Source organism: Spirosoma sp. KUDC1026 (assembly GCF_013375035.1).
In the GTDB taxonomy this organism is placed as follows: Bacteria; Bacteroidota; Bacteroidia; order Cytophagales; family Spirosomataceae; genus Spirosoma.
This window is the reverse complement of the sequence record NZ_CP056032.1, coordinates 725,001-746,971: the sequence shown is the minus strand read 5'-3', so window position 1 is coordinate 746,971 and position 21,971 is coordinate 725,001. Positions and strand designations below refer to the sequence as shown.

Genomic DNA, 21,971 nt, shown 5'->3' with positions numbered 1-21,971 from the left:
AACGGCCAGAATTGGGGCGTGAACAGACGAACGAGCCCGACAAACCTGGAAGTTTGTCGGGCTCATGGAGCAATAGCTAAGAAGAAGCGGTGATTTTGAGAAGAATCAGGTCTGAATTTGGGCTCGAAAAACCATGGCCTTAACTGCCATTTTCGGCTAGAGACAGCGTCTTTCTAGCCTAGACTTTAGTAGTACCGATGTCAAAAAAATTAATGTCGGCAGTAACCTGGTTGAGTAATTCGCGAGTTCGTTCGGGGCGGGCGTCAGTGATAAAGAGTTGGCCAAACGCGCCCTCGTCCATCTGCCGAATAAGTTTACCGATACGTTTGTCGTCCAATTTATCAAAAATATCGTCCAGCAACAGCAGCGGTTTTATGCCTTTCTGCACCTCCAGCAGATCAAACTGAGCCAGTTTCAGAGCAATAACGAATGTCTTTTGCTGCCCCTGCGAACCAAACTTTTTCAGTGGCACCGACTCGCCAATGGAGTTGCTGATCATGAAGCCATAATCATCTTTGTGAACGCCCATCGTCGTTCGCTGCAGCAACGTATCGCGCCGGCGACTGTTTCGAAACTCATTCACAAAGTCGGGATTTCCCACTTCCGACTCATAAATAATTGACACCTGCTCCCGCTCGTCGCTCAGATAAGCGTAGTGTTTCTGAAAACTCGGCATGTAATCAGCCACAAACTGCACCCGGCGATCGTAGATCTGCTGCCCCAGCGCCAGTAGTGGCTCGTCGTACGTGTCCAGCAGATCATGATCGACCTGATTTCGTTCGGCAAAAAGCTTGAGTACACTATTCCGCTGTTTCAGTACCTGCTGGTACTGTAGATAATTGCGTAGATACTCGGGATCAAGTTGGGCGAGCACCCCGTCAAAAAACTGCCGCCGGTCTTCGCTGTGATCACGTACCAGATCCGTATCATTGGGCGCGACCAGCACGACTGGAAAACGGCCTATGTGCTCACTGACGCGCTCATACGGCTTCTTGTCGGCCATGAGCACTTTGCGCTGTCCCCGCTGGAGACTGATCGTAATCTGGACCTGGCGGGCGTGACTGGTGTCGCTATTTTCCTCGAAAATACCATCAATGATGAAGTAATCGGCGTCGTGCAGAATACTGAGCGCGTCCTGACTCTGAAACGCACTTTTACTGAGCGCTAAAAAATAAATGGCGTCCAATAAGTTCGTTTTTCCGCTTCCGTTGGGTCCAACAAGCACATTTATCTGTTTTCCAAAGGTAAACCGGTTGTCTTCGTAGTTCTTAAAATTGGTCAGGCTCAGCTTTTCGAGGTGCATACGTATGGCGTATAACGCGAGATTCCGTAATTTCGCGGCAACGCCCGACTGCGTTACCCAGTGCTGAACGTTGTTGGTGAAACGTTTACCGCTTCGGTACAGGCAACAAAGATACGGCCGGTTTGTTAGGTTAATGGACCTCCAGCAGAACATCGATTACTGATTTCATCGAACCCATCCTCATGGCAAGCGTCAAAGAGAAATCCGACACAAAAAACAATAAGGCTCCGGAAGCAGCAAAAGCGCAACATCCGAATGAGCGGTATATGTACTGGTACGAGTCCATGCAACTGCAACGGAAATTTGAAGAAAAAGCCGGGCAGCTTTACGGACAGCAAAAAATTCGTGGCTTCTGCCACTTGTACATCGGCCAGGAGGCTGGTTCATCGGGTGCCGTTTCGGCCCTGACGAAAGACGATAAATGGATTACGGCTTACCGTGACCATGGTATCCCCCTGGCATTAGGTTCCGATCCAAAAGCCATAATGGCCGAGTTGTTCGCTAAACAAACGGGCTCATCGAAGGGAAAAGGCGGTTCGATGCACATCTTCGATAAGTCGGTTAACTTCGTTGGCGGGCACGGTATCGTAGGCGCACAAATCCCAATGGGGGCCGGTATCGCCTTCGCCGAGAAATACAACAAGACCCAGAACCTGTGTATCTGTTACTTCGGTGACGGCGCGGTTCGACAGGGCGCTTTGCACGAGGCTTTCAACATGGCTATGCTGTGGAAACTGCCCGTCATTTTCGTTGTTGAAAACAACGGCTATGCTATGGGTACGTCGGTAGCCCGTACATCGAACGTAACGGATCTATACACCATCGGCGAAGCCTATGATATGCCCTCTGAGCCGGTTGACGCGATGGACGTTGAAGCCGTTCACGAAGCGGTTAGCCGTGCTGCCGATCGGGCCCGTGCCGGTGAAGGTCCAACGTACTTAGAGTTCCGGACGTATCGTTACCGTGGTCACTCAATGTCTGATCCACAGAAATACCGTTCGAAAGACGAAGTTGAGCAGTACAAAATGCGTGACCCAATCGAGATGGTAAAAGCACGTATTCTGGAAAAAGGTATTGCTACAGAAGATGACTTGGCTGCTATCGACAAAAAAATCAAAGCTACTGTTGATGAGTCGGTTAAGTTCGCCGAAGAATCGCCATACCCACCGGCTGAAGAAGCGTTTAAAGACGTTTATGTGCAGCAGGATTATCCATTCCTCATGGAATAAATTCAATAGATAGATTAGAAAAAAGTCCGGCATGATATGTCGGACTTTTTTTATTGAACCATAAAGATATTTTTAATGTATATACATTAAATGTAATAACATCATATAATTGCAAAAACAATCCGGCCATCTAACCAATTTCAATTCTATGGAAACGCTTATAAACGGTTTGCACCACGTAACAACAATAGCTGGCGATACCCAGCGTAATGTTGATTTTTATACTGACGTGCTGGGCCTGCGGCTCGTCAAAAAAACGGTCAACTTCGACGCCCCCGATGTATATCACCTGTACTACGGCGACGAAACTGGTACGCCGGGTTCAATCCTAACGTTCTTTCCCTACGGCAATTTGCCCCGTGGTCGGAAAGGGGTGGGTCAGCTGACTTTTACAGCTTTCTCGGTGCCGACGGCTTCGGTAAGCTATTGGATGGATCGGTTAAACGAATGTAGCATTCCTTACGCTGGTCCCTACAAACGTTTTTCGGAAACCTATCTGCGCTTCGACGATCCGGACGGCATGGGTATTGAACTCGTCTTTACCGACGACGATCAACGTACCGGATGGGACAATGGTCAGATTCCAGCCGAGTTTTCAATTCGCGGTTTTCATACCGTTACGTTGAATAGCGCCACGCCCGACCGGACCGGTAAATTGTTGACCGAGATTATGCAGCATACGCTAGTGGGCGAAGAGGACGGCCGCCTTCGGTTTCAAGCGGGAAAAGGCGGCTCGGGTAGCTTTGTCGATGTTCTGAAAACGCCGGAGGGCACACGGGGTCTGCAGGGCGCGGGTTCAGTCCATCATGTCGCTTTCTCGACCAATTCCGACGAAACCCAACTGCTTATTCAGCAACAACTGGCCGACGCTGGCTACCACGTAACACCGGTGCAGGACCGGAATTATTTCAACAGTATCTATTTCCGCGAGCCGGGGGGTATTCTGTTCGAAGTGGCCACCAACCCTCCAGGATTTGCGATTGATGAATCCGTTGCCGAACTGGGTACAGCGCTGAAACTGCCTCAACAATACGAGCCGCTACGGGCTAAAATCGAAGCAGGCTTACCGGAGATTACGGTTAAATAAGTCAGTTGAAAAACACATACGATGATTCATAATCCAAATAACCTTCATTACGCCGGGAAACCACTCACCGAAGCCAGCAAGGTAATGGTGATGGTTCACGGGCGTGGGGGCTCAGCAGCCGATATTCTGACGTTATCCAGGTACATCAAATCCGATGACTTTGCCTTTGTCGCGCCCGAAGCACAGGGAAATACTTGGTATCCGTATTCGTTTATGCGCCCGACGGACGAGAACGAACCATCGTTATCATCGGCGCTGGAGGTACTGAGCAGTCTGCGAGCTCGTTTGCAATCAGACTATAATTTCAAGCTACCGCAAATTTACTGGCTTGGTTTTTCGCAGGGAGCTTGTCTGCTGCTGGAGTTCCTGGCACGTAACGCGACGCAGTACGGCGGTATTTTTGGCCTGAGTGGGGCTCTTATCGGCCCTCCCGGCACGACCTGGAAGTATGAGGGCTCGTTCGATCAGACACCCATTTTTATGGGGTGCAGCGACCGGGACAGTCATATTCCCAAAGATCGCTTTCTGGAAAGTGAGCAGGTATTGCGCGGCCTGGGTGCGGACGTAACGGCTAAATTATATCCTAATTTTCCGCACTCGATCAACGAAGATGAGCTAAACATTGTTAATTTGCTGATAGAGGGGGGTGTTTCCCCGACTGTTCACTAACAGCAATGCTTATGAGCCAGTACATGGTTGAATTTGACCTGCCCACTCACATGGATGATGGGTTTATGAATCGAATCCCAGCGCAACGGCTCAAAATTGACGAAATGATGGAGAAGGGGGTCTTGCTCTCCTATTCATTGTCAGCCGATCGTCAGAAGTTGTGGTGCATTGTTAAGGCTGATTCAGAAATGGAAGTGATGGAATCAATTTCGGAGTTTCCGCTTATTAAGTACATGACCCCCATGATTACCGAACTATTGTTTCATAACATGGTAGCGGCCCGGATTCCGCTTTTTTCACTGAACTAATCAGGAAAGCCCTCCCCAGAACGGAGGGCTTTTTTATGCCAATCTACTTTCTTTGCCTGTTGCTTTAACCTGCTGCAGAATACATGTCGTCGCTTCGCTTATTCTTTCAACTCTGTCTGCTGATAATTGGCCTCTTTGGCAGCACTGCCTGCCGAACAGATCAACGGGAATCCAATCGTCAGGACGTAACGCAACAGGACACCTATCGATCCGAACGCAAGCTCCAGAAACGGCAACACCAGCCAGCTAAATTCCGGTCAAATCAGGATCAGATTGCCGTACATGCGTCGGAACGAATTCCGGATAAAGTCATCAGGGTACTGAATTATGTTCGAAAAAACGGCCGGGCTCCTGATAACTACGTTGGTGGGCGGGTATTTGGTAACTTTGAAAATCATCTACCCAGAAATGATCTGTCCGGTGAGAAAATCCGGTACCGGGAATGGGATGTTAATCCCAAGGTCCGGGGCAAAAATCGCGGAGCCGAACGGTTAGTTACCGGTTCCGACAACCGGGCGTATTACACAGCCGATCATTACAATACGTTTACAGAAATAAAATGACACCCAATATTTTCATTTGCCAGTCGGAACGCGAATTAGAAACGCATTTCGCCGACTCGTTCATTGCTCATATCGACGGTAGTAAGACCCTCACACTTCGTCAGTTTTACGAAGCGATGGCAGATTTACTGGAGATCCCGGATTTTGGCTTCAACCTGGATGCCCTCAACGATTCACTTAATGATCTGCAGTGGCTAGAAGACGAACGTATCGTGCTTTACCTGACCAATACAAATGAGCTTGTCAGCAAGGAGCGCGACCCCGCCAAGCTGGCCAGCCTGCTGAGTATTCTGGACGCCACTGCCGAAGATTGGAAGTGGGTGGATGAAGACGAGGACATCGATAAAAAGGAAATTATTATCGTTTTTGAGGATAGCCCCCGCATCCGTCAGCTACTTGATCGTGAGTCAATTGCTTATCGGATGCTGGCGGAACTAGCCTAGCTATCTGCAACAAATTTTATACCCTTGCTGTTATGCCAGAAGCCGCCGAAATATTCTTTCTGCGGCTTTTCGTGTTTGTTCATTACAACCTGAATCTCGCTTGAAACCAGAGGAATTACTCGGTATCTATACCGATGATAGTTATATAAAACTGCTGGCTGAACCCTTTGGTCAAAAGCCGTCTGGAGATCCGCAACGGCTACAGATCAAGGGGCTGGCAGGCAGCGTCGATGCCGTACTGGCCTCATCGCTTGTCAGGATGGTGGGTGGAAATCATCTATTTATCCTGACCGACCGGGACGAAGCATCCTATTTCTTTAATGATCTGCAGAACCTGCTGAGTCGGGAGATTCTGCTGTTCCCGATGTCCTACAAAAAGCCGTACCAGTATGAGGAAGTCGAAAACGCCAACGTACTGATGCGGGCCGAAGTGCTCAACAAGCTCAACCCTGCCCCTAAAGACGGCTTGCTGATGGTTACGTATCCGGAAGCCATGTCTGAGAAGGTGATCAATAAGCGCTCGTTGCAGGCAAATACGCTGACCATCCGGGTAGGCGAGAAGCTGGATACCAACTTCGTTTCCGAGCTGCTCCAGCAGTACGAATTTGAGAAAACGGATTTTGTGTATGAAGCGGGTCAGTTCTCAGTACGGGGCGGTATCATCGACGTGTTTTCTTTCGCCAGCGAGTTTCCCTTCCGGATTGATCTGTTTGATGATGAGGTAGAAAGCATCCGGAAATTCAATCCGGAGTCGCAGTTATCAACCGATCCGGTTGATTTTATCAACGTCATTCCGAATATCCAGACGAAGCTCGTTGAGGAAAACCGTGAGCCTTTTTTCGACTTTCTACCCGATACTACAACGGTCTGGGCAAAAGATGTTGATTTCACGCTTGAAATCATTGAAAAGTGCTATGAGAAAGCCGAGCAGAGTTTCGAAACAATCGTAGCGAACAGTGGTGGTATTCAGATCGTATCGGACCCCACTGATTTATTCGAAACCCGACGCTCGTTTCTGAATCAGCTAAAGGCGTTTCGGACGGTTGAGTTCGGACGTAAACTCTATTTCAAAACCGAAGGCCGCCAGCAGTATCAATCCAAACCACAGCCGTCGTTTAATAAAGATTTTAAACGGCTTGTGGATGTGTTGGGCGATAACCAGGCTAAAGGGTACACCAACATTATTGCGGCCGAATCCTTCAAACAGCTGGACCGTTTACGGACGATTTTTGAGGAACTTGATCCCTTTGTCAAGTTTCAGCCCCTGAATATCGGTTTACGGGAAGGATTTATCGACGAAGCGCTTAAAGTTGCCTGCTTCACCGATCACCAGATTTTCGACCGGTATTACAAGTATCGCGTTCAGGATAAATTTTCGAAGTCGAAAGCGCTGACGTTACGTGAGTTAAAGACCCTGCAACCCGGCGACTACGTAACGCACGTCGACCACGGTATTGGCCGTTTTGCGGGCCTGGAGCGCGTTGACCATGCGGGGAATGAGCAGGAAGCCATTCGGCTTATTTACCGCGACAACGACATTCTGCTGGTCAGTATCCACAGTCTTCATAAGATCGCCAAATACAGCGGTCGGGAGGGCGGGCCGCCAACGATGAGTAAACTTGGCTCGCAGGAGTGGGAACAGAAGAAGTCCCGAATCCGGAAGCAGGTTAAGGACATTGCACGCGAACTGATCGCCCTGTACGCCAAACGACGTAACGCGCCGGGCTACGCCTACAGTCGCGACAGTTTTCTGCAGGCTGAGCTGGAATCGTCGTTTCTGTACGAAGATACACCCGATCAGGCGAAGGCAACCAACGACGTCAAGGACGATATGGAACGGCCGAACCCAATGGACCGGCTCGTTTGTGGCGACGTTGGTTTTGGAAAAACAGAAATTGCGGTTCGGGCTGCGTTTAAAGCCGTTACGGACAATAAGCAGGTGGCTGTGCTCGTCCCCACTACAATCCTGGCCATGCAGCACTTCAAAACCTTCTCGGAGCGCATGACTGATTTTCCGGTGAAGATTGCATACATCAACCGTTTCCGTACAGCCTCCCAGATTAAGGAAATATTGAAAGGCGTTTCATCGGGCGAGATTGGTATCCTGATCGGCACCCATCGAATCGTTAATAAAGACATCAAATTCAAAGACTTAGGCTTACTGATTATTGATGAGGAACAAAAGTTTGGGGTCAAAACCAAAGATCGGTTGAAAGAAATGCGGGTCGAGGTAGACGTGTTGACGCTCACGGCAACACCTATTCCCCGTACGTTGCATTTCTCATTGATGGGCGCGCGCGACTTATCCGTTATTGCGACGCCCCCGCCTAACCGGCAACCTGTTACGACCGAAGTCCACGCCTACAATGAAGCGACGATACGTGACGCAGTCAGTTACGAAATACGTCGCGGTGGTCAGGTATTTTTTGTCCATAACCGGGTCAATGATATTGAGGCCATTGGTAACCTGATCATGCGTCTGGTTCCTGAAGCACGTATCGGCGTTGCGCATGGTCAGATGGAAGGAGATCGACTGGAACGTATCATGACTCGCTTTATCGAAGGCGAATATGACGTATTGGTCTCGACCAACATCATCGAATCTGGACTGGATATTTCCAACGCCAACACGATTCTGATTAACAATGCCCATCATTTCGGCCTGTCAGACCTGCACCAGATGCGTGGAAGGGTAGGACGTTCGAACCGAAAAGCATTCTGTTATCTGTTAACACCGCCCCCTTCCGTACTTACGGCGGACGCACGTAAACGACTGCAAACCCTGGAAGATTTTTCGGATCTGGGCGAGGGCTTCAAAATAGCCATGCGGGATCTGGATATCCGTGGAGCAGGTAACCTGCTTGGTGCTGAACAAAGCGGATTTGTAAACGACCTTGGCTTCGAGATGTACCACAAAGTACTTGATGAAGCCGTTCAGGAGTTACGTGAAAATGAGTTCAAGGATCTATTCGAAACGAAGCCCGGCGACTTTAAACTGTCTTTACCGGATACGGTTATCGAAACCGATCTTCAGGTAGTTATTCCAGAACGCTACGTATCCAATATCTCCGAACGACTGGCGTTATATACCCGTCTGGATAGTTTGCAGAACGCCGAGGAATTACAATCGTTCCGGCAGGAGGTTCTCGATCGTTTTGGACCGCTTCCCGAAGAGGTCGAAAACCTGATTAAAATGGTGAACGTCCGCTGGAAAGCTGAGCGTTTATACCTTGAAAAACTGACGCTTAAGAATAATATCCTGAAAGGATTCTTCGTTTCTAACGGGAATGATGATTTCTTCAAATCTGACCAATTTGGCAAGGTAATTGACTACATCAAGCGTAATCCGGCCAAATGTTCGCTGAAGGAATCAAAAAACCGCCCTATTTTCACGCATACTGATGTGTTTTCGGTTGAGCAGTTAGATGATATATTGGGCGAATTGACAAATTAATCACGACGTTTGCACCTACGTTTTTACACAAAAACAGCAATGATTCTGAAGTATCACCTGAAACAGGCAGCGTATGTGCTGCTGGCAACGGCAGCCCTGGCCGCTTGTAAATCAAAACATCCTACCAGCGTGAAACCTGGTAAGAAGAGTACTGCAACGGGGATTGCCTACAACGAAAAAGATGGCTTCCAGGTGAAGAAGTTTGCCGGTCAGAAAGCGGGTCCAAACCTCGTCTTTATTGAAGGTGGTCGGTTTACGATGGGTGCTCTGGAAGAGGACGTCATGAACTCACGTGACAACCGCGAACGTACCGTTTCGATTCAGTCGTTCTACATGGACGAGACCGAGATGGCTAACGTCCATTACCTCGAATACTTGAATTCTATTACGCGCGACTCATCTGAGGAAGTTGTCCGGGCTGCTTTGCCTGACACGACAGTATGGGCAAACCCTTTGTCGTTTAACGACTCATACGTTACGCAGTACCTTCGTTATCCTGCTTTCCGGTATTATCCGGTAGTGGGTGTATCTTGGGTGCAGGCGAACGATTATGCCATATGGCGGTCTAACGCAGTAAACAATGAGTTGGCAAAAGGCGGTCAGAAAACAAAGAAAGGTGGTTTCTCGCTGAAGCGTAAATCGAAACAGGCAGAAGACCCCGCTCTGGCAGAAGCGACAGCGTCTACAACTCCTTCTAAACCAAGTTTGGAAAGTGGCATGATTCTTCCGGATTACCGTCTACCAACCGAGGCCGAATGGGAATACGCAGCTAAAGCTTTGATTGGTACCCAGTACATGGACGAAAACCAGATCAATCAGCGGATTTATCCCTGGGATGGTTCGTCGGTACGTAACCCGAAGAAAGGACGGAAACAGGGCCAGATGCTGGCTAACTTTAAACGCGGCCGTGGTGACTACGCTGGTATCGCCGGTCGGTCAAATGATGGCGCCATCATCACTGCTGAAATTTACGCATACCCTGCCAACGACTTTGGTCTGTATAACATGGCTGGCAACGTAAACGAGTGGGTGTATGACGTTTATCGTCCCCTGTCGTATCAGGATGTGAATGACCTGAACCCGATTCGTCGGAATGGTTATCTGGATGACGCCAAAAACTATGACACTAAGAACAAACAGTCACTCATCGATGACAAACTGCGTGTTTATAAAGGCGGCTCCTGGAATGACGTAGCATACTGGTTATCGCCAGGTACGCGCCGGTTCCTGGATCAGGACTCGGCTACGGCTATGATCGGTTTCCGTTGCGCTATGATCGGCGTAGGCCGGAACCGGTAGGGGATAGGCCTATAAAATTTTGATACAGCTTAGCGGCTACTCAGCGATGGGTAGCCGCTATTGTTATTACCCCGACCGACTGGCAGCCAGCTTTCAATAATTCAATCGCACAAGCTTCAATGGTAGCACCCGTTGTCAGTACATCATCGACAAGCACCACTCGTTTTCCAAGCAGCTTATCAGCATTACTGACGCTGAAAACCGTGTTTACGTTCTCCCATCGTTCAAGCCGGTTCTTACTCGTCTGCGATTTTTTAAACGATTGCCTAACCAGCGTATCCGCCCAAACAGGAATATCTAACGTACTCGCCAATCCTTCAGCAATCCAGTCAGCCTGATTGTATCCTCGTTGGCGTAAGCGGCTCTTGTGTAACGGTACGCTGACAATTCCGTCTATTTCCTCACGAATCCTGCTTTCACTTTTTAACTGGTGTCCATACCAGCTCGCAATTTCCCGGGCGGCTTCCTTCTGGCCTTTGTATTTGATCTGGTGAATTAGCCGCTGCGCCAGCCCACCTTTCACGAAGTACACGTACGAAAAGACAAAGCTCACCGGCACTCTTCCGGCAAACTTATTGAGGGTAATTGTTCTGTCAGCTAACATATGCTGTTTCGTCTCCGGCATATCGATCCGGCAACCGGTACAGAGCACTTTTTCCTGTGTCAGTAGCACCTGATTGCACCCCAGACACAGCGTCGGAAAAAGTAGGTCGATAAAATCAGTTAAGAATAGACGAACAGATTGAAACACAGCGATTATTCGTTAGTTAATTGAAATCTGCGTAATTTAGATAGAAGAACAAATCAGCCACTTATAGTGAACGAAAATACCTTAAATGAGTCATGGGAGACCTTGCTCGATCAGCTTCAGACGCTGGTTGGGAAGCGCCCCGCAGACTTAAATGCAGTCTTATTTCTAGTTGGTGTTCAGGAGCTGGGGCAAGGGCCTAAGCGCTTCTCGAAAGAAGCTAAGCAGGACCTTATGCATATAGCTGTTTGCCGCATCCTAAGCCAATCGGGTTATTACGTTTTTGACGGCTACGATAAGGACAACTGGCCTCAGTGGATTCAGCAGAAACCGGTTCCGCCCGGCGATTTATCAACGCAGGAGAATTTTTTAAAGGAGCATGTACTGCTCTACTTCCAATCCATTCTTGTCTAATTACTCAACCAGAACGCCATGCAATCCATAAATTCCTACCTGACCTTATTGCAGCGCATTGATGAATACAAGAAACGGTATTTCCAGAACCAGTTAGTTAAGGGGAGTCTTTTCTTCATGGCACTCCTGGGAAGTGGCTATTTGCTGGTCAATACAGCTGAGTTTATCGGCCGTTTCAGTTCGTCGGGACGCGCTGTGCTATTCTTCGGCTTCCTTGCAGTCGTATTAACAGGCCTGTATCAGTTGATTATCAAACCGTTACTAGGGCTTTATGGATTAAATAAACCACTCTCAAACGACGAAGCCGCTCGTCAAATCGGTTCGTTTTTTCCAGAAATAGGTGATAAACTCCTGAATACACTTCAGTTACAGCGCGTCACTGCCGAACAAAGTGACTTGTTGCAAGCTAGTTTGAATCAGCGTTCGCAGCAGCTATTGATCAATCGCTTCTCCAATGCGATTCAAATAAATAAGAACAGACAGTTTCTAAAATACGCTATTCCACCCCTGGCGTTGATTTTGGTGATCCTGATTATTAATCCTGCCTTTTTTGCCAAGTCCTCAACGCGGTTGGTTAATTATAATCAGGAGTTCGTTGACGAAGCCCCATTCCAGTTTGTGGTGCAGAATAAGTCTATGAAAACCTTTCGAAATGAAGATTTTCCGTTGTCGGTTAAGCTGACAGGGGATGCTATACCGGATGCTGTTTACGTTGTAACGAATGGCACCCGGTTTAAATTAGAGCAATCGGGAGATCAATTCACGTACCTATTCGACAATCTGCAGCGGGGTCTCGACTTTCATCTGGAAGCTTCTGGATTCAACTCCCAGACATACAAAATTGAATTAATTGATCGTCCCGCCGTTTTATCTTTCAACGTTCGGCTCGACTATCCAGCCTACCTGAACAAGCCTACTGAACAATTGACCAACGTTGGAAACTTGTTAGTCCCTCAGGGTACGCTGGTTCATTGGGAGTTTGCCGCCGATCATACTGACTCTTTGGCTTTGCGTTTCGCTAACGAAAGCAAGCCTCTGCTAGGCAAATTAATCGACGATAATACGTTTTCGATTGATCGTCGGCTCATGCAAAATGCCAGTTATACTGTCTCGTTGAAGAATGGACAGATCGCTACGCCTTCGCTTATTCAGTATAATGTGCAGGTTATTCCGGACCGTTTTCCGCAAATTTCTGTCGACCGGGTTCAGGATAGCGTGACGTACAATTACATTGCGTTGTCTGGTTTGGTCTCAGACGACTACGGTTTTTCAAGGCTAAAACTTAATTATAAAGTCATCCGCAACGGAAAACCGTCTCCTCAATTTTCGCGTGACATTCCAGTTAACCATTCCACTACGTCCCAGAACTTTGTGTACAATTGGGTGCTCGATAGCCTGAAGCTGGGGCAGGAGGACCGCCTTGAATACTTTGTTCAGGTGTGGGACAATGATGGCGTGAATGGCCCAAAATCAACTCGCTCCACCCAGCTGAATTTTGTCATTCCATCAAATGCCGAGATCCAGAAACAAGTCGATCAGTCAGCCGAGAACACCGAGCAACAGATTGATAACGCTTTATCAAAAACGCAGGAGATTAAGAAGGAGTTGAAAAGTATGGAAGAACGGATGCGAACAAAGAAATCATCCGACTTTCAAGATAAAAAACAACTTCAGGATGTACTGAAGAAGCGGGAAGAGCTAGTAAAGGAGATCCAGAAACTTCAGGAGCAGTTCCAGAAAACGAACGATACGCAGCAACGTTTCGCCGAGAAAAACCAGGCGCTTCAAGAGAAGATGGATCAGCTTCAGAAGCTGTTCAACGAATTGATGGACCCCGAATCCAAGCAACTGTATGAGCAATTGAAGCAGATGCTGGAGCGTAAGCAGGATGACAAAGCATCCGAAATGCTGGATCGACTGAGCCGTAAGGAACGTAACATGGAGCGTGACCTGGACCGGGCACTTAAGCTCTTTAAGCAAATGCAGCTGGAACAGAAGGTGAACAACATCGCCGAAAATTTAGAAAAACAAGCCGATCAGCTGGATAAACAGGCAGAACAAAGCAGTAAAAAAGATGAGGCTTCTGATGAGCAAAAGCAGCAGCAGGAGAAGTCCGAACAAGATTTTGAGAAGACAAAAGAGCAACTGAAAGAGCTAGAGAAGCAGGCTGAAAAAGATCAACTAAATAAACCGGATGCATCAGAAGAAAATCAAAAAGATGTCGATAATCAGATGCAGGAGGCTAAAAAGCAGATGAGTCAGAAGCAAAGTAAGAAGGCTTCTCCAGCACAAAACAAAGCCGCTAAATCCATGCGATCCATGAGTAAAGCCATGAAAGAATCGATGCAGTCGGCTGAGATGCAGGAAACGCAGGAGAACATGGATGACCTCCGCGATATTCTTGAAAACTTGATTACTCTGTCTTTTGGACAGGAGCGTATCATGAAAGATTTCCGGGGAATGAGTCTACAGGATCCTCGGGTTATCAAGCTTTCTCAGGAACAACTCAAGCTTCAGGATGATGCCAAAATCATCGAGGATAGCCTGAACGCGCTGGCTAGCCGGGTGGTTCAGATCGAGTCATTCGTTACGCGGGAGCTCACGAATATGAAGTTTTATATGGATGAGAGTGTTCAACAACTCCGGGATCGTCGTTTGAACATGGCTTCATCTAAACAACAGTTTGCCATGACTTCGATCAATAACCTCTCTCTCATGTTGAGTGATGTTCTGAAGCAAATGCAGCAGCAAATGAATGCCATGTCTATGCCGGGTAAGGGTAAAAGCGGCAAGCAGGGCAATAGTAAAGAAGGATTAGGGGAGATGCAGGAGAAACTGAATGGTCAGATGAAAGATCATCAACAGGGTGGCAAATCGGGCAGACAACTATCCGAAGAACTTTCTCAGATGGCGGCTCAGCAGGCTATGATTCGGAACATGCTTAAAAAGATGCAGGAGAATGCGAAGGGTACAGAAGTTGGTAAGCAACAGGAAAAACAGGTTCAGGAATTAATGCAAAAGATGGATGAGACAGAAACTGACCTGGTAAACAAACGTGTAAATCAAAACACAATTAATCGTCAGAAAGAAATCCTGACTCGTTTGCTTGAATCAGAGAAAGCGTTAAAGCAACAGGAAGAAGACCCGAAACGGCAGGCTGAAACAGCAAAATCAGAGAAACGTAGTACGCCTTCCTTCTTCGATTCAACTGGATTACAAAACAAGGTCAAGCAGGTTGAAGTCCTTCGTTCTGTTACACCGAACTATAATCTCTTTTATAAAAAGGAAGCGAATCAATACCTTCAAAAAGTAGGCAAATAACAATTACCTTACACAATGACCGTTAACCTGGCACAAAGGTTAACGGTTTTTTGTTGCCTAGTCTACCATGAATTCATTTCTAATTAATTTTTACATTTTCGTGAAAAGTTTCCACGTGAAACATTTTCACAAAACAAATCAAATATGCACTCGTCTTACGATTCAATAGTTGTAGGAGCCGGACACGCAGGCTGTGAAGCAGCGAATGCTGCTGCAACAATGGGATCTAAAGTTTTATTGATCACCATGAATATGCATACCATAGCACAAATGTCCTGTAATCCTGCTATGGGTGGCGTGGCAAAAGGACAGATCGTACGCGAGGTGGATGCTTTGGGTGGCTTGTCAGGGATCATAAGCGACAAAAGTATGATCCAGTTTCGGATGCTCAATCGCTCGAAAGGACCTGCCATGTGGAGCCCACGCTGTCAGAGTGATCGGGATATGTTCGCCAGAGAATGGCGAAAAGCATTGGAACAGAATCATAATGTCGACTTCTGGCAGGATACAGTAAACGAAATTCTGGTAAAGGATGGCCGCGTAAGTGGTGTTAGAACCAGCATGGGCGTTACGTTTTTGGCCCAGGCTGTTGTACTCACGAACGGTACGTTCCTGAACGGTAAGATGTTCATTGGGGAGAAAGTGTTTGGTGGAGGCCGAACGGCCGAGCGCTCAGCTACCGGCCTAACCGAACAACTCGTTACGTTGGGATTTGAAGCAGGCCGAATGAAGACGGGAACCCCTCCGCGGGTGGATGGCCGCAGCCTTAATTACGCCCTGATGGAAGAACAACTGGGCGATGAAAAACCAGGTAAGTTCTCCTACACGGATACGCCAACCCTGAAGCAGCAGCGGAGTTGCTGGATCACGTACACCAATGATGCGGTGCATGATGAACTGAAAACAGGATTCGAAAAATCACCTATGTTTACCGGGCGGATCAAAGGATTAGGCCCTCGCTATTGCCCATCCATTGAGGACAAAATCAACCGGTTCGCGGATAAAGACCGGCACCAAATCTTCGTAGAACCAGAAGGATGGGACACTGTAGAAGTGTATGTAAACGGCTTCTCAACGTCCTTACCAGAAGACGTACAGTACGACGCGATTCGGAAAATTCCCGGTTTTGAGAACGTACGCATGTTCCGTCCGGGCTATGCTGTGGAATACGATTACTTTCCCCCAACCCAGCTAAAATCAACCTTAGAGACGCAACTTGTTTCAAATCTTTTCTTCGCTGGTCAGATAAACGGCACCACAGGTTACGAGGAGGCAGCCTGCCAGGGTCTGATGGCAGGTATCAACGCACACCGAAATGTGAAGGAAGCCGAGCCATTTACCATCAAACGTTCGGAGGGATACATAGGCGTCCTAATTGATGATTTGATCACAAAAGGGACCGAAGAGCCGTATCGAATGTTTACATCGCGGGCCGAATACAGAACCCTGTTACGTCAAGATAACGCTGATTTACGACTGACCGAAAAAGGCTACGCGATTGGTTTAGCTTCGCAGGAGCGGTACGATACCATGCTGGCAAAGCGTGATGGACTGGCCTCCCTAACGCAAAAAATCCGGTCAACGAGAGTGAGTCCGGAGGATGTAAACGGGTTACTGGAAGAAAAGGGAAGTGCTCTGCTGCGCGAAAAAAGTAGTCTATACACACTGCTGAAACGACCCGAAATTGACCAGAGCGACGTGCAACTACTTCTTGAGACGCTGCCTGATATGCCGATGGTAGATGAATCGATTCTTGAACAGACAGTCATCGAGATCAAATACGAAGACTACCTGAACCGGGAAAAGAGCAATGCCGAAAAGCTGGAGAAATGGGAAAGTCTGGCGATCAATCCAGAGTTTGACTATGACCGATTAAAGGCGCTTTCGTTCGAAGGAAAAGAAAAACTAAAACGATCGAAGCCTGCTACTATAGGACAAGCCTCACGAATTAGTGGAGTCAGCCCATCCGATATTTCGATTCTACTGGTTTATATGGGACGATAACTTAACTTAGACGGGCTGGTAATGAAACCGAAATTCATTGCCAGCCCGTTTTACATTCAACCTATTTTTACTTCTTTGGAAACCATTGCCGTTTGCCCCGTCTGCGACACGAATCAATTTACGAACGTATTGACCTGCAAAGATTACCTGGTCAGTAGCCAGAACTTTACCATACAACAATGCAACAAGTGCGGTTTTAAGTTTACGAATCCACGCCCTGACGCATCAACAATTGGCTCATATTACAAGTCCGACCAATACGTTTCTCACAATGATACCGGCGGGGGACTTATTAACTCGGTATATCGATTGGTACGTAATTACACTCTACGGGGTAAAGTTAATTTGATTAACAAATTAACCGGTAGGGTAGGGGAGGTGCTGGACATAGGCTGTGGTACAGGTTCGTTTCTGTTGGCTTGCCAGCAGGCTGGCTGGAACATTACGGGAGTAGAACCAGATACAGATGCGCGTAAAGTAGCTGAAGAGAAGCTTAGTATGCCAGTCGAAGAAAGTATAGAGATGGTTGAGGCAAAGCAAAACTTTGATGTGATCAGTATGTGGCACGTATTAGAACATATGCCCGATCTGAACAAAGTAGTCTCACAGCTTTACTCTTTGCTCAGCAACGAAGGAACGGTCATTATTGCAGTTCCTAACTGCGCTTCCTACGATGCTGATTATTATAAGAGTTACTGGGCAGCTTATGACGTGCCCCGGCATTTCTACCATTTCACACCTGATACAATAACAGCCCTTTTTAAGAAACACGGCTTTACCTTGACTGACCAGAAACAGATGCCGTTTGATGCTTTCTATATTAGCATGCTCAGTTCCAAATATCGAACGGGCAAAACAAATTATGTTGAGAGTATGCGGGTGGGACTGACATCGAATAGCAAAGCCAGTAAGACAGGTCAGTCGTCAAGTATCACATACGTATTTAAGAAGGCGTAGTATAAGCTGTTCACTAAGCTAGTAAAATGACTTTGAGACCTTCCTTTTTGCTTCACCGGTAAGCAGGTCAATTCTAAATTAAAAAAGTTAAAATTATCGGTGAATAAGTGTGTGGATAAATAGCACACCTCTGTGGAGAACCTGTTTATAACGAACGAGAAGGATGTGGAGTAAATCGAGACTTCTCCACATTGGATCTGATCAGGCTGGAAACTGTGGAGAAACGGAAACATATCAACGCGTTAATGCACTCTTTATCCTCATGAGTAATTGTGTATAAAATTTGTTCACAAAACTGGAAAACTTAAAGATCAAAATTGTGGATAAAATGTTATTATCTTAATTACTAATCAATTACATGTGGATAAGTAAACTATTAGTTGTGAACAAAAGCGTATATTTATCCACAAAGAGCTGAACAAGAAGTGGACAACATACTTGTTCACTTTTCCACATGCATAATGACTATAACAACGTTTTTTAAAAAAGACTTTTATATAAAATGTTAATAAGGTTAATAGTTGTCTTAACGTTGCTGAGCGGCTTGGGAGTCGTCGGTCAGGCATGGGGTCAAAATGAAACGTCGCTGGCCGATGAGTACTACAAGGCTAATGAGTTCGAGAAGGCCGCGGTTGAATATGGGAAGTTGTTAAAATCCAACATGACCTGGTTGCGGCTGAACCGATACATTACGAGCCTGACAAAAACAGGCAAGCGTGAGGAAGCCGTAAAGTTTTTGAAAAAGCAGACTCGGGCCGATGAAGCGAACAAGCCATACTACGAACTGATGCTTGGTCAGGTGGCCAGTTCGCAAGGAGACACGACCCAAAGCGCTACGCAGTACAACGCGGCTATACAGTCGGCAAAGTCGGCACCGGGAAAACTGGAAAAGGTGGCTGAAGCTTTCAACGAGATCGGCGAAACCAACTGGGCTATACGAACCTATGAAACTGCCCGGGACGTAACTAAAGATCCGACGGCCTACAGCGGTGACCTGATGACACTTTACCGCGCAGCTGGCCAAACCGAAAAAGCTATTGACGAAATTCTAAAGACGGGCAAGCAACCCGAACGTCGGGAAAGTGTACTGGCCGCTCTGCAGGGATTTATCAACACGAAGGACGAGCCCCTGGTCGAAAAATCACTGTACACGAAAGTTCAGCAGGAGCCAAACGAGCCTGCTTACAATGAGCTACTGATCTGGTATTTTGTTCAGAAACAGAAATTCGCTCGAGCACTACTTCAGGAGAAAGCAACAGACAAGCGACTTAAACTGGCCGGAAACCGGGTGTATGACCTAGGCATGCTGGCTATGAACAATAAGGAATATAAAGTGGCCGCTGAGGCATTTGAATACGTAGTGGCCTCTTACCCGCAGGGACAATTATATCCCTTTGCACGTCGGTTGGTAATTAACGCTCGCGAAGAGCAGGTGAAAAATACGTACCCGGTTGATAAAGGCGAAATCCGCAAGTTGATTACCGACTATCAGCGAATGCTGTCCGAAATTGGTACCAATGTTAAAACGCTCGAAGCGTTACGTAGCACGGCAAACCTCTATGGTAACTACCTCGACAGTAAAGATACCGCCCTGACCGTTCTTGATCTGGCCATCGAATTGGGGAAAACTGACCGGAACTTTGTGGATAAGTGTAAGCTGGACAAAGGCGATATTTTTCTCTTGAAAGGGGAGCCCTGGGAATCAACATTGCTGTACTCGCAGGTTGAGAAGTCGCAGAAAGAAGAGTTGCTGGGACATGAAGCCAAGCTCAAGAATGCAAAGCTTCACTACTACAAAGGTGACTTTTCGGTCTCAAAAGACATACTTGATGTGTTGAAGCTGGCTACCTCTCGAGAAATAGCTAATGACGCCGAACAGCTCAGTCTGTTAATTGTGGATAACACAGGAATGGATAGCACCGAAGCTGCCATGCGCGAATATGCGGCTATTGATCTGTTGCTGTTTCAGAATAAAACCGACGAAGCTGTGGACAAACTCAACGAAATGTGGAAAAAGTACGGAGAACATAGCCTGGCTGATGAGATATTATGGCTTCGTGCCCGAACGTACCTGAAACAGGGAAAGCAAGCCGAAGCGCTGGAAGACCTCAAGGCAATCACGACCAAGTTTCCGTACGATATCCTCGGTGATGATGCGCTATTCACGCAGGGCAAGATCTACGAAGAACAGTTAAAGGATAAAAACGCGGCAATGGAAATCTACCAGAAGATTCTGACGCAATATCCGGGAAGTATCTACGGCGCCGAAGCGAGGAAGCGATTCCGAACGTTACGGGGGGATGTAGTTAATTAACAAAAAAGCCGGACGAGGAGTCCGGCTTTTTTGTTACAGGAGTCTACGGAGTGAATCAGGCCACAGTCTGTAGTAAAGATTCTTTAAACGCGTCGTACTGCGCTGGAATACGAATACTTTGCTTTACCCGATCCGCCAGAACAGCAAGCCGTTCTGGCACATCTACAGTCTGAGAAATGACTTCTTCAACCAATGGTTTAAACTTCGACGGATGAGCCGTTGCCAGCGAGATTACTAAGCTGTCCGGGTTTGCGCTACGCTGATAGTCTTCTCCGCCCATAATGCCAATGGCCGTGTGTGGACAAGCTATGTACTGGTACGTGTCAAAGATTCGCTTCATACCTAAGCGAGTTTGTTCGTCATCGTAGAAGTAACCTGAAACATTCCGGGCGATTGTGTCATAATCATCGCCATAGAGATGAGCTAGGCGGGGGAAGTTGCTGGGAGCGCCAACATCCATTGCGTTTGAGATGGTAGCAATCGAAGGCTGTGGAGCATACATACCCGTCTTTAAATACGCAGGGACAACTTGATTCAGGTTCGTTGAAGCTACAAAATGCTCAACTGGCAATCCCATCTGCTGCACCATAACACCAGCGCTCAAATTCCCAAAGTTGCCGCTGGGCGTAGCGAAAACCACAGGCTTGTTGTAGTGCCTGGTTTGCCCATACGCCCGGACATAATAAAAACCCTGTGGAATAAGCCGGAAAATATTGATCGAGTTTGCCGAGGATAGGGAAAGATTAGCATTTAGATCGGCATCAACAAAAGCCTGTTTAACGATCGCCTGGCAGTCATCAAAAGAGCCATCTACTTCGAAGGCCTGAACATTGCCACCGAGGGTAGTTAACTGCTTTTCCTGCAGATCACTGACCCGACCGCTTGGATACAGAATCGACACCCGAACCCCAGGGACATTGTGAAAACCCATGGCAACGGCTCCTCCCGTATCGCCCGACGTAGCAACGAGTATGTTAACTTCTTTCTCACTTTGCTGCGAGTAGTGCGACATCAAAGCGGCCATGTAACGAGCTCCCACGTCTTTAAATGCCAACGAAGGACCATGAAACAACTCGAGTACACTACTCTGGCCAGGAACCAGATCGATTGTTGGCGTATCAAATGGAAAAGCCTGGTGCGTCAATTGCTCTAACTCCTGCTTACTGAGTTCATCGCCAAACAAAGCCGCACTAATAGCGTAACCAATGTCTGCCAGCGACTGCCCGGCGATATCGTCAAAAAAGGCTGCGCCTAACACGGGTAAAGGCGTAGGCATGTATAACCCTTTATCAACAGGCATGCTATGGAATAAGGCGTCCTTTGCCGAAACAGTTACCTGCGGGTTGTTTGTACTGTAAAAACGCATAGAAGTAAAAAAGATAACAACGCAAAGTACGGTAAATCAGATCGTAAATGTGGAAAACTTAAGTAAAGAGGTGGATAAGTGGATCTATCCGTAACTTTGTAAAAACAGACACTTCATTATGTCCTTTGGATTTTTCAACATACCTGCACCGGTAAATGAGCCGGTCAAAGAATACCGACCTGGTTCGCCGGAAAGAGAAGCTGTAAAACAGGCGATAGCTACGTTTCGTAGTCAGGAGGCTGACATTCCTATGTACATCGGCAATGAGGAAATTCGTACAAATCAAAAGGTCAGATTAGCTCCTCCACACGATCATCAGCATACCCTCGGTTATTTTCACGAGGGAACCGCTGAGCATGTCAACAAAGCTATCAACGCTGCTCTGTCGGCTAAAGACGCATGGGCAGCACTGCCCTGGGAGCACCGGGCGAATATATTTCTGAAAGCGGCCGATTTACTGGCTGGTCCTTATCGCGCTAGAATCAACGCAGC

Annotated in this window: 17 protein-coding genes (1 of these 17 only partly in view); 14 read left to right on the top strand and 3 right to left on the bottom strand. The window is 47.4% G+C overall.

What is annotated here, in order from left to right; genetic code table 11:
* Positions 1–178: 178 nt before the first annotated feature.
* On the bottom strand, positions 179–1,303 hold the full coding sequence (recF, locus tag HU175_RS03220; RefSeq protein ID WP_176565209.1) for a DNA replication/repair protein RecF: 1,125 nt from the start codon (positions 1,301–1,303) through the stop codon (positions 179–181).
* A 182-nt stretch (positions 1,304–1,485) separates the two neighbouring features.
* On the opposite strand from recF, the gene pdhA reads away from it, so the two are divergent.
* The 8 genes from pdhA (at position 1,486) to gldJ (ending at position 10,355) form a co-directional block, all read left to right on the top strand.
* Positions 1,486–2,532 (top strand): pyruvate dehydrogenase (acetyl-transferring) E1 component subunit alpha, encoded by a 1,047-nt coding sequence (gene pdhA, locus HU175_RS03215; protein WP_176565208.1) that lies wholly within the window; start codon positions 1,486–1,488, stop codon positions 2,530–2,532.
* Between the two features lie 148 nt (positions 2,533–2,680).
* Positions 2,681–3,619, top strand: coding sequence for a ring-cleaving dioxygenase (locus HU175_RS03210; RefSeq protein ID WP_176565207.1), 939 nt, complete (start codon positions 2,681–2,683; stop codon positions 3,617–3,619).
* A gap of 21 nt (positions 3,620–3,640) precedes the next feature.
* Positions 3,641–4,288, top strand: coding sequence for an alpha/beta hydrolase (locus HU175_RS03205; RefSeq protein ID WP_176565206.1), 648 nt, complete (start codon positions 3,641–3,643; stop codon positions 4,286–4,288).
* A gap of 11 nt (positions 4,289–4,299) precedes the next feature.
* Positions 4,300–4,596, top strand: coding sequence for a muconolactone Delta-isomerase family protein (locus HU175_RS03200; RefSeq protein ID WP_176565205.1), 297 nt, complete (start codon positions 4,300–4,302; stop codon positions 4,594–4,596).
* 83 nt (positions 4,597–4,679) lie between these two features.
* Positions 4,680–5,159 carry a ribonuclease domain-containing protein gene (locus tag HU175_RS03195; RefSeq protein ID WP_176565204.1) on the top strand — a complete coding sequence of 160 codons (480 nt, stop codon included), beginning with the start codon at positions 4,680–4,682 and terminating at the stop codon, positions 5,157–5,159.
* Entirely contained in the window at positions 5,156–5,602 is a 447-nt protein-coding gene (locus HU175_RS03190; protein ID WP_176565203.1) for a barstar family protein, read from the top strand. The genes HU175_RS03195 and HU175_RS03190 overlap by 4 nt, the downstream gene beginning before the upstream one ends.
* Before the next feature lie 100 nt (positions 5,603–5,702).
* Positions 5,703–9,056, top strand: coding sequence for a transcription-repair coupling factor (gene mfd / locus HU175_RS03185; RefSeq protein ID WP_176565202.1), 3,354 nt, complete (start codon positions 5,703–5,705; stop codon positions 9,054–9,056).
* Positions 9,057–9,095: 39 nt separating this feature from the next.
* Positions 9,096–10,355: a gliding motility lipoprotein GldJ gene (gene gldJ, locus HU175_RS03180; RefSeq protein WP_176565201.1), complete on the top strand. Its 1,260-nt coding sequence runs from the start codon at positions 9,096–9,098 to the stop codon at positions 10,353–10,355.
* Positions 10,356–10,395: 40 nt separating this feature from the next.
* Here the strand turns inward: gldJ and HU175_RS03175 are convergent, their stop codons facing one another.
* On the bottom strand, positions 10,396–11,106 hold the full coding sequence (locus HU175_RS03175; RefSeq protein WP_176565200.1) for a ComF family protein: 711 nt from the start codon (positions 11,104–11,106) through the stop codon (positions 10,396–10,398).
* A 66-nt stretch (positions 11,107–11,172) separates the two neighbouring features.
* Between HU175_RS03175 and HU175_RS03170 the strand changes: the two genes are divergently transcribed.
* From HU175_RS03170 to HU175_RS03150, 5 genes are all read left to right on the top strand, one after another.
* Positions 11,173–11,517 carry a hypothetical protein gene (locus HU175_RS03170; protein ID WP_176565199.1) on the top strand — a complete coding sequence of 115 codons (345 nt, stop codon included), beginning with the start codon at positions 11,173–11,175 and terminating at the stop codon, positions 11,515–11,517.
* A gap of 18 nt (positions 11,518–11,535) precedes the next feature.
* Positions 11,536–14,838, top strand: coding sequence for a DUF4175 family protein (locus tag HU175_RS03165; RefSeq protein WP_176565198.1), 3,303 nt, complete (start codon positions 11,536–11,538; stop codon positions 14,836–14,838).
* A gap of 144 nt (positions 14,839–14,982) precedes the next feature.
* The gene (mnmG, locus tag HU175_RS03160; protein WP_176565197.1) at positions 14,983–16,842 is read left to right on the top strand and encodes a tRNA uridine-5-carboxymethylaminomethyl(34) synthesis enzyme MnmG; all 1,860 of its coding nucleotides are present in this window, start codon (positions 14,983–14,985) and stop codon (positions 16,840–16,842) included.
* A gap of 21 nt (positions 16,843–16,863) precedes the next feature.
* Positions 16,864–17,799, top strand: a complete 936-nt coding sequence (locus HU175_RS03155; RefSeq protein ID WP_228724307.1) for a class I SAM-dependent methyltransferase — start codon at positions 16,864–16,866, stop codon at positions 17,797–17,799.
* A 502-nt stretch (positions 17,800–18,301) separates the two neighbouring features.
* Positions 18,302–20,113, top strand: a complete 1,812-nt coding sequence (locus HU175_RS03150; protein WP_176565196.1) for a tetratricopeptide repeat protein — start codon at positions 18,302–18,304, stop codon at positions 20,111–20,113.
* 55 nt (positions 20,114–20,168) lie between these two features.
* Here the strand turns inward: HU175_RS03150 and thrC are convergent, their stop codons facing one another.
* Complete coding sequence (gene thrC / locus HU175_RS03145; RefSeq protein ID WP_176565195.1) at positions 20,169–21,479, bottom strand: threonine synthase; 1,311 nt, start codon at positions 21,477–21,479, stop codon at positions 20,169–20,171.
* A 118-nt stretch (positions 21,480–21,597) separates the two neighbouring features.
* Between thrC and pruA the strand changes: the two genes are divergently transcribed.
* Positions 21,598–21,971, top strand: the beginning of a protein-coding gene (pruA, locus tag HU175_RS03140) for an L-glutamate gamma-semialdehyde dehydrogenase (RefSeq protein ID WP_176565194.1). It continues 1,258 nt past the right edge of the window; the window shows 374 of its 1,632 coding nt (coding positions 1–374); its start codon is at positions 21,598–21,600; its stop codon lies beyond the right edge, outside the window.

What these genes read in the sequence shown, in the direction of transcription:
- mnmG (WP_176565197.1), top strand. Translation starts at nt 14,983, where the DNA reads ATGCACTCGTCTTACGATTCAATAGTTGTAGGAGCCGGACACGCAGGC.
- HU175_RS03200 (WP_176565205.1), top strand. Translation starts at nt 4,300, where the DNA reads ATGAGCCAGTACATGGTTGAATTTGACCTGCCCACTCACATGGATGAT.
- HU175_RS03150 (WP_176565196.1), top strand. Translation starts at nt 18,302, where the DNA reads ATGTTAATAAGGTTAATAGTTGTCTTAACGTTGCTGAGCGGCTTGGGA.
- HU175_RS03210 (WP_176565207.1), top strand. Translation starts at nt 2,681, where the DNA reads ATGGAAACGCTTATAAACGGTTTGCACCACGTAACAACAATAGCTGGC.
- thrC (WP_176565195.1), bottom strand. Translation starts at nt 21,479, where the DNA reads ATGCGTTTTTACAGTACAAACAACCCGCAGGTAACTGTTTCGGCAAAG.
- gldJ (WP_176565201.1), top strand. Translation starts at nt 9,096, where the DNA reads ATGATTCTGAAGTATCACCTGAAACAGGCAGCGTATGTGCTGCTGGCA.
- HU175_RS03165 (WP_176565198.1), top strand. Translation starts at nt 11,536, where the DNA reads ATGCAATCCATAAATTCCTACCTGACCTTATTGCAGCGCATTGATGAA.
- HU175_RS03205 (WP_176565206.1), top strand. Translation starts at nt 3,641, where the DNA reads ATGATTCATAATCCAAATAACCTTCATTACGCCGGGAAACCACTCACC.
- HU175_RS03190 (WP_176565203.1), top strand. Translation starts at nt 5,156, where the DNA reads ATGACACCCAATATTTTCATTTGCCAGTCGGAACGCGAATTAGAAACG.
- pdhA (WP_176565208.1), top strand. Translation starts at nt 1,486, where the DNA reads ATGGCAAGCGTCAAAGAGAAATCCGACACAAAAAACAATAAGGCTCCG.
- recF (WP_176565209.1), bottom strand. Translation starts at nt 1,303, where the DNA reads ATGCACCTCGAAAAGCTGAGCCTGACCAATTTTAAGAACTACGAAGAC.
- HU175_RS03155 (WP_228724307.1), top strand. Translation starts at nt 16,864, where the DNA reads ATGAAACCGAAATTCATTGCCAGCCCGTTTTACATTCAACCTATTTTT.
- HU175_RS03195 (WP_176565204.1), top strand. Translation starts at nt 4,680, where the DNA reads ATGTCGTCGCTTCGCTTATTCTTTCAACTCTGTCTGCTGATAATTGGC.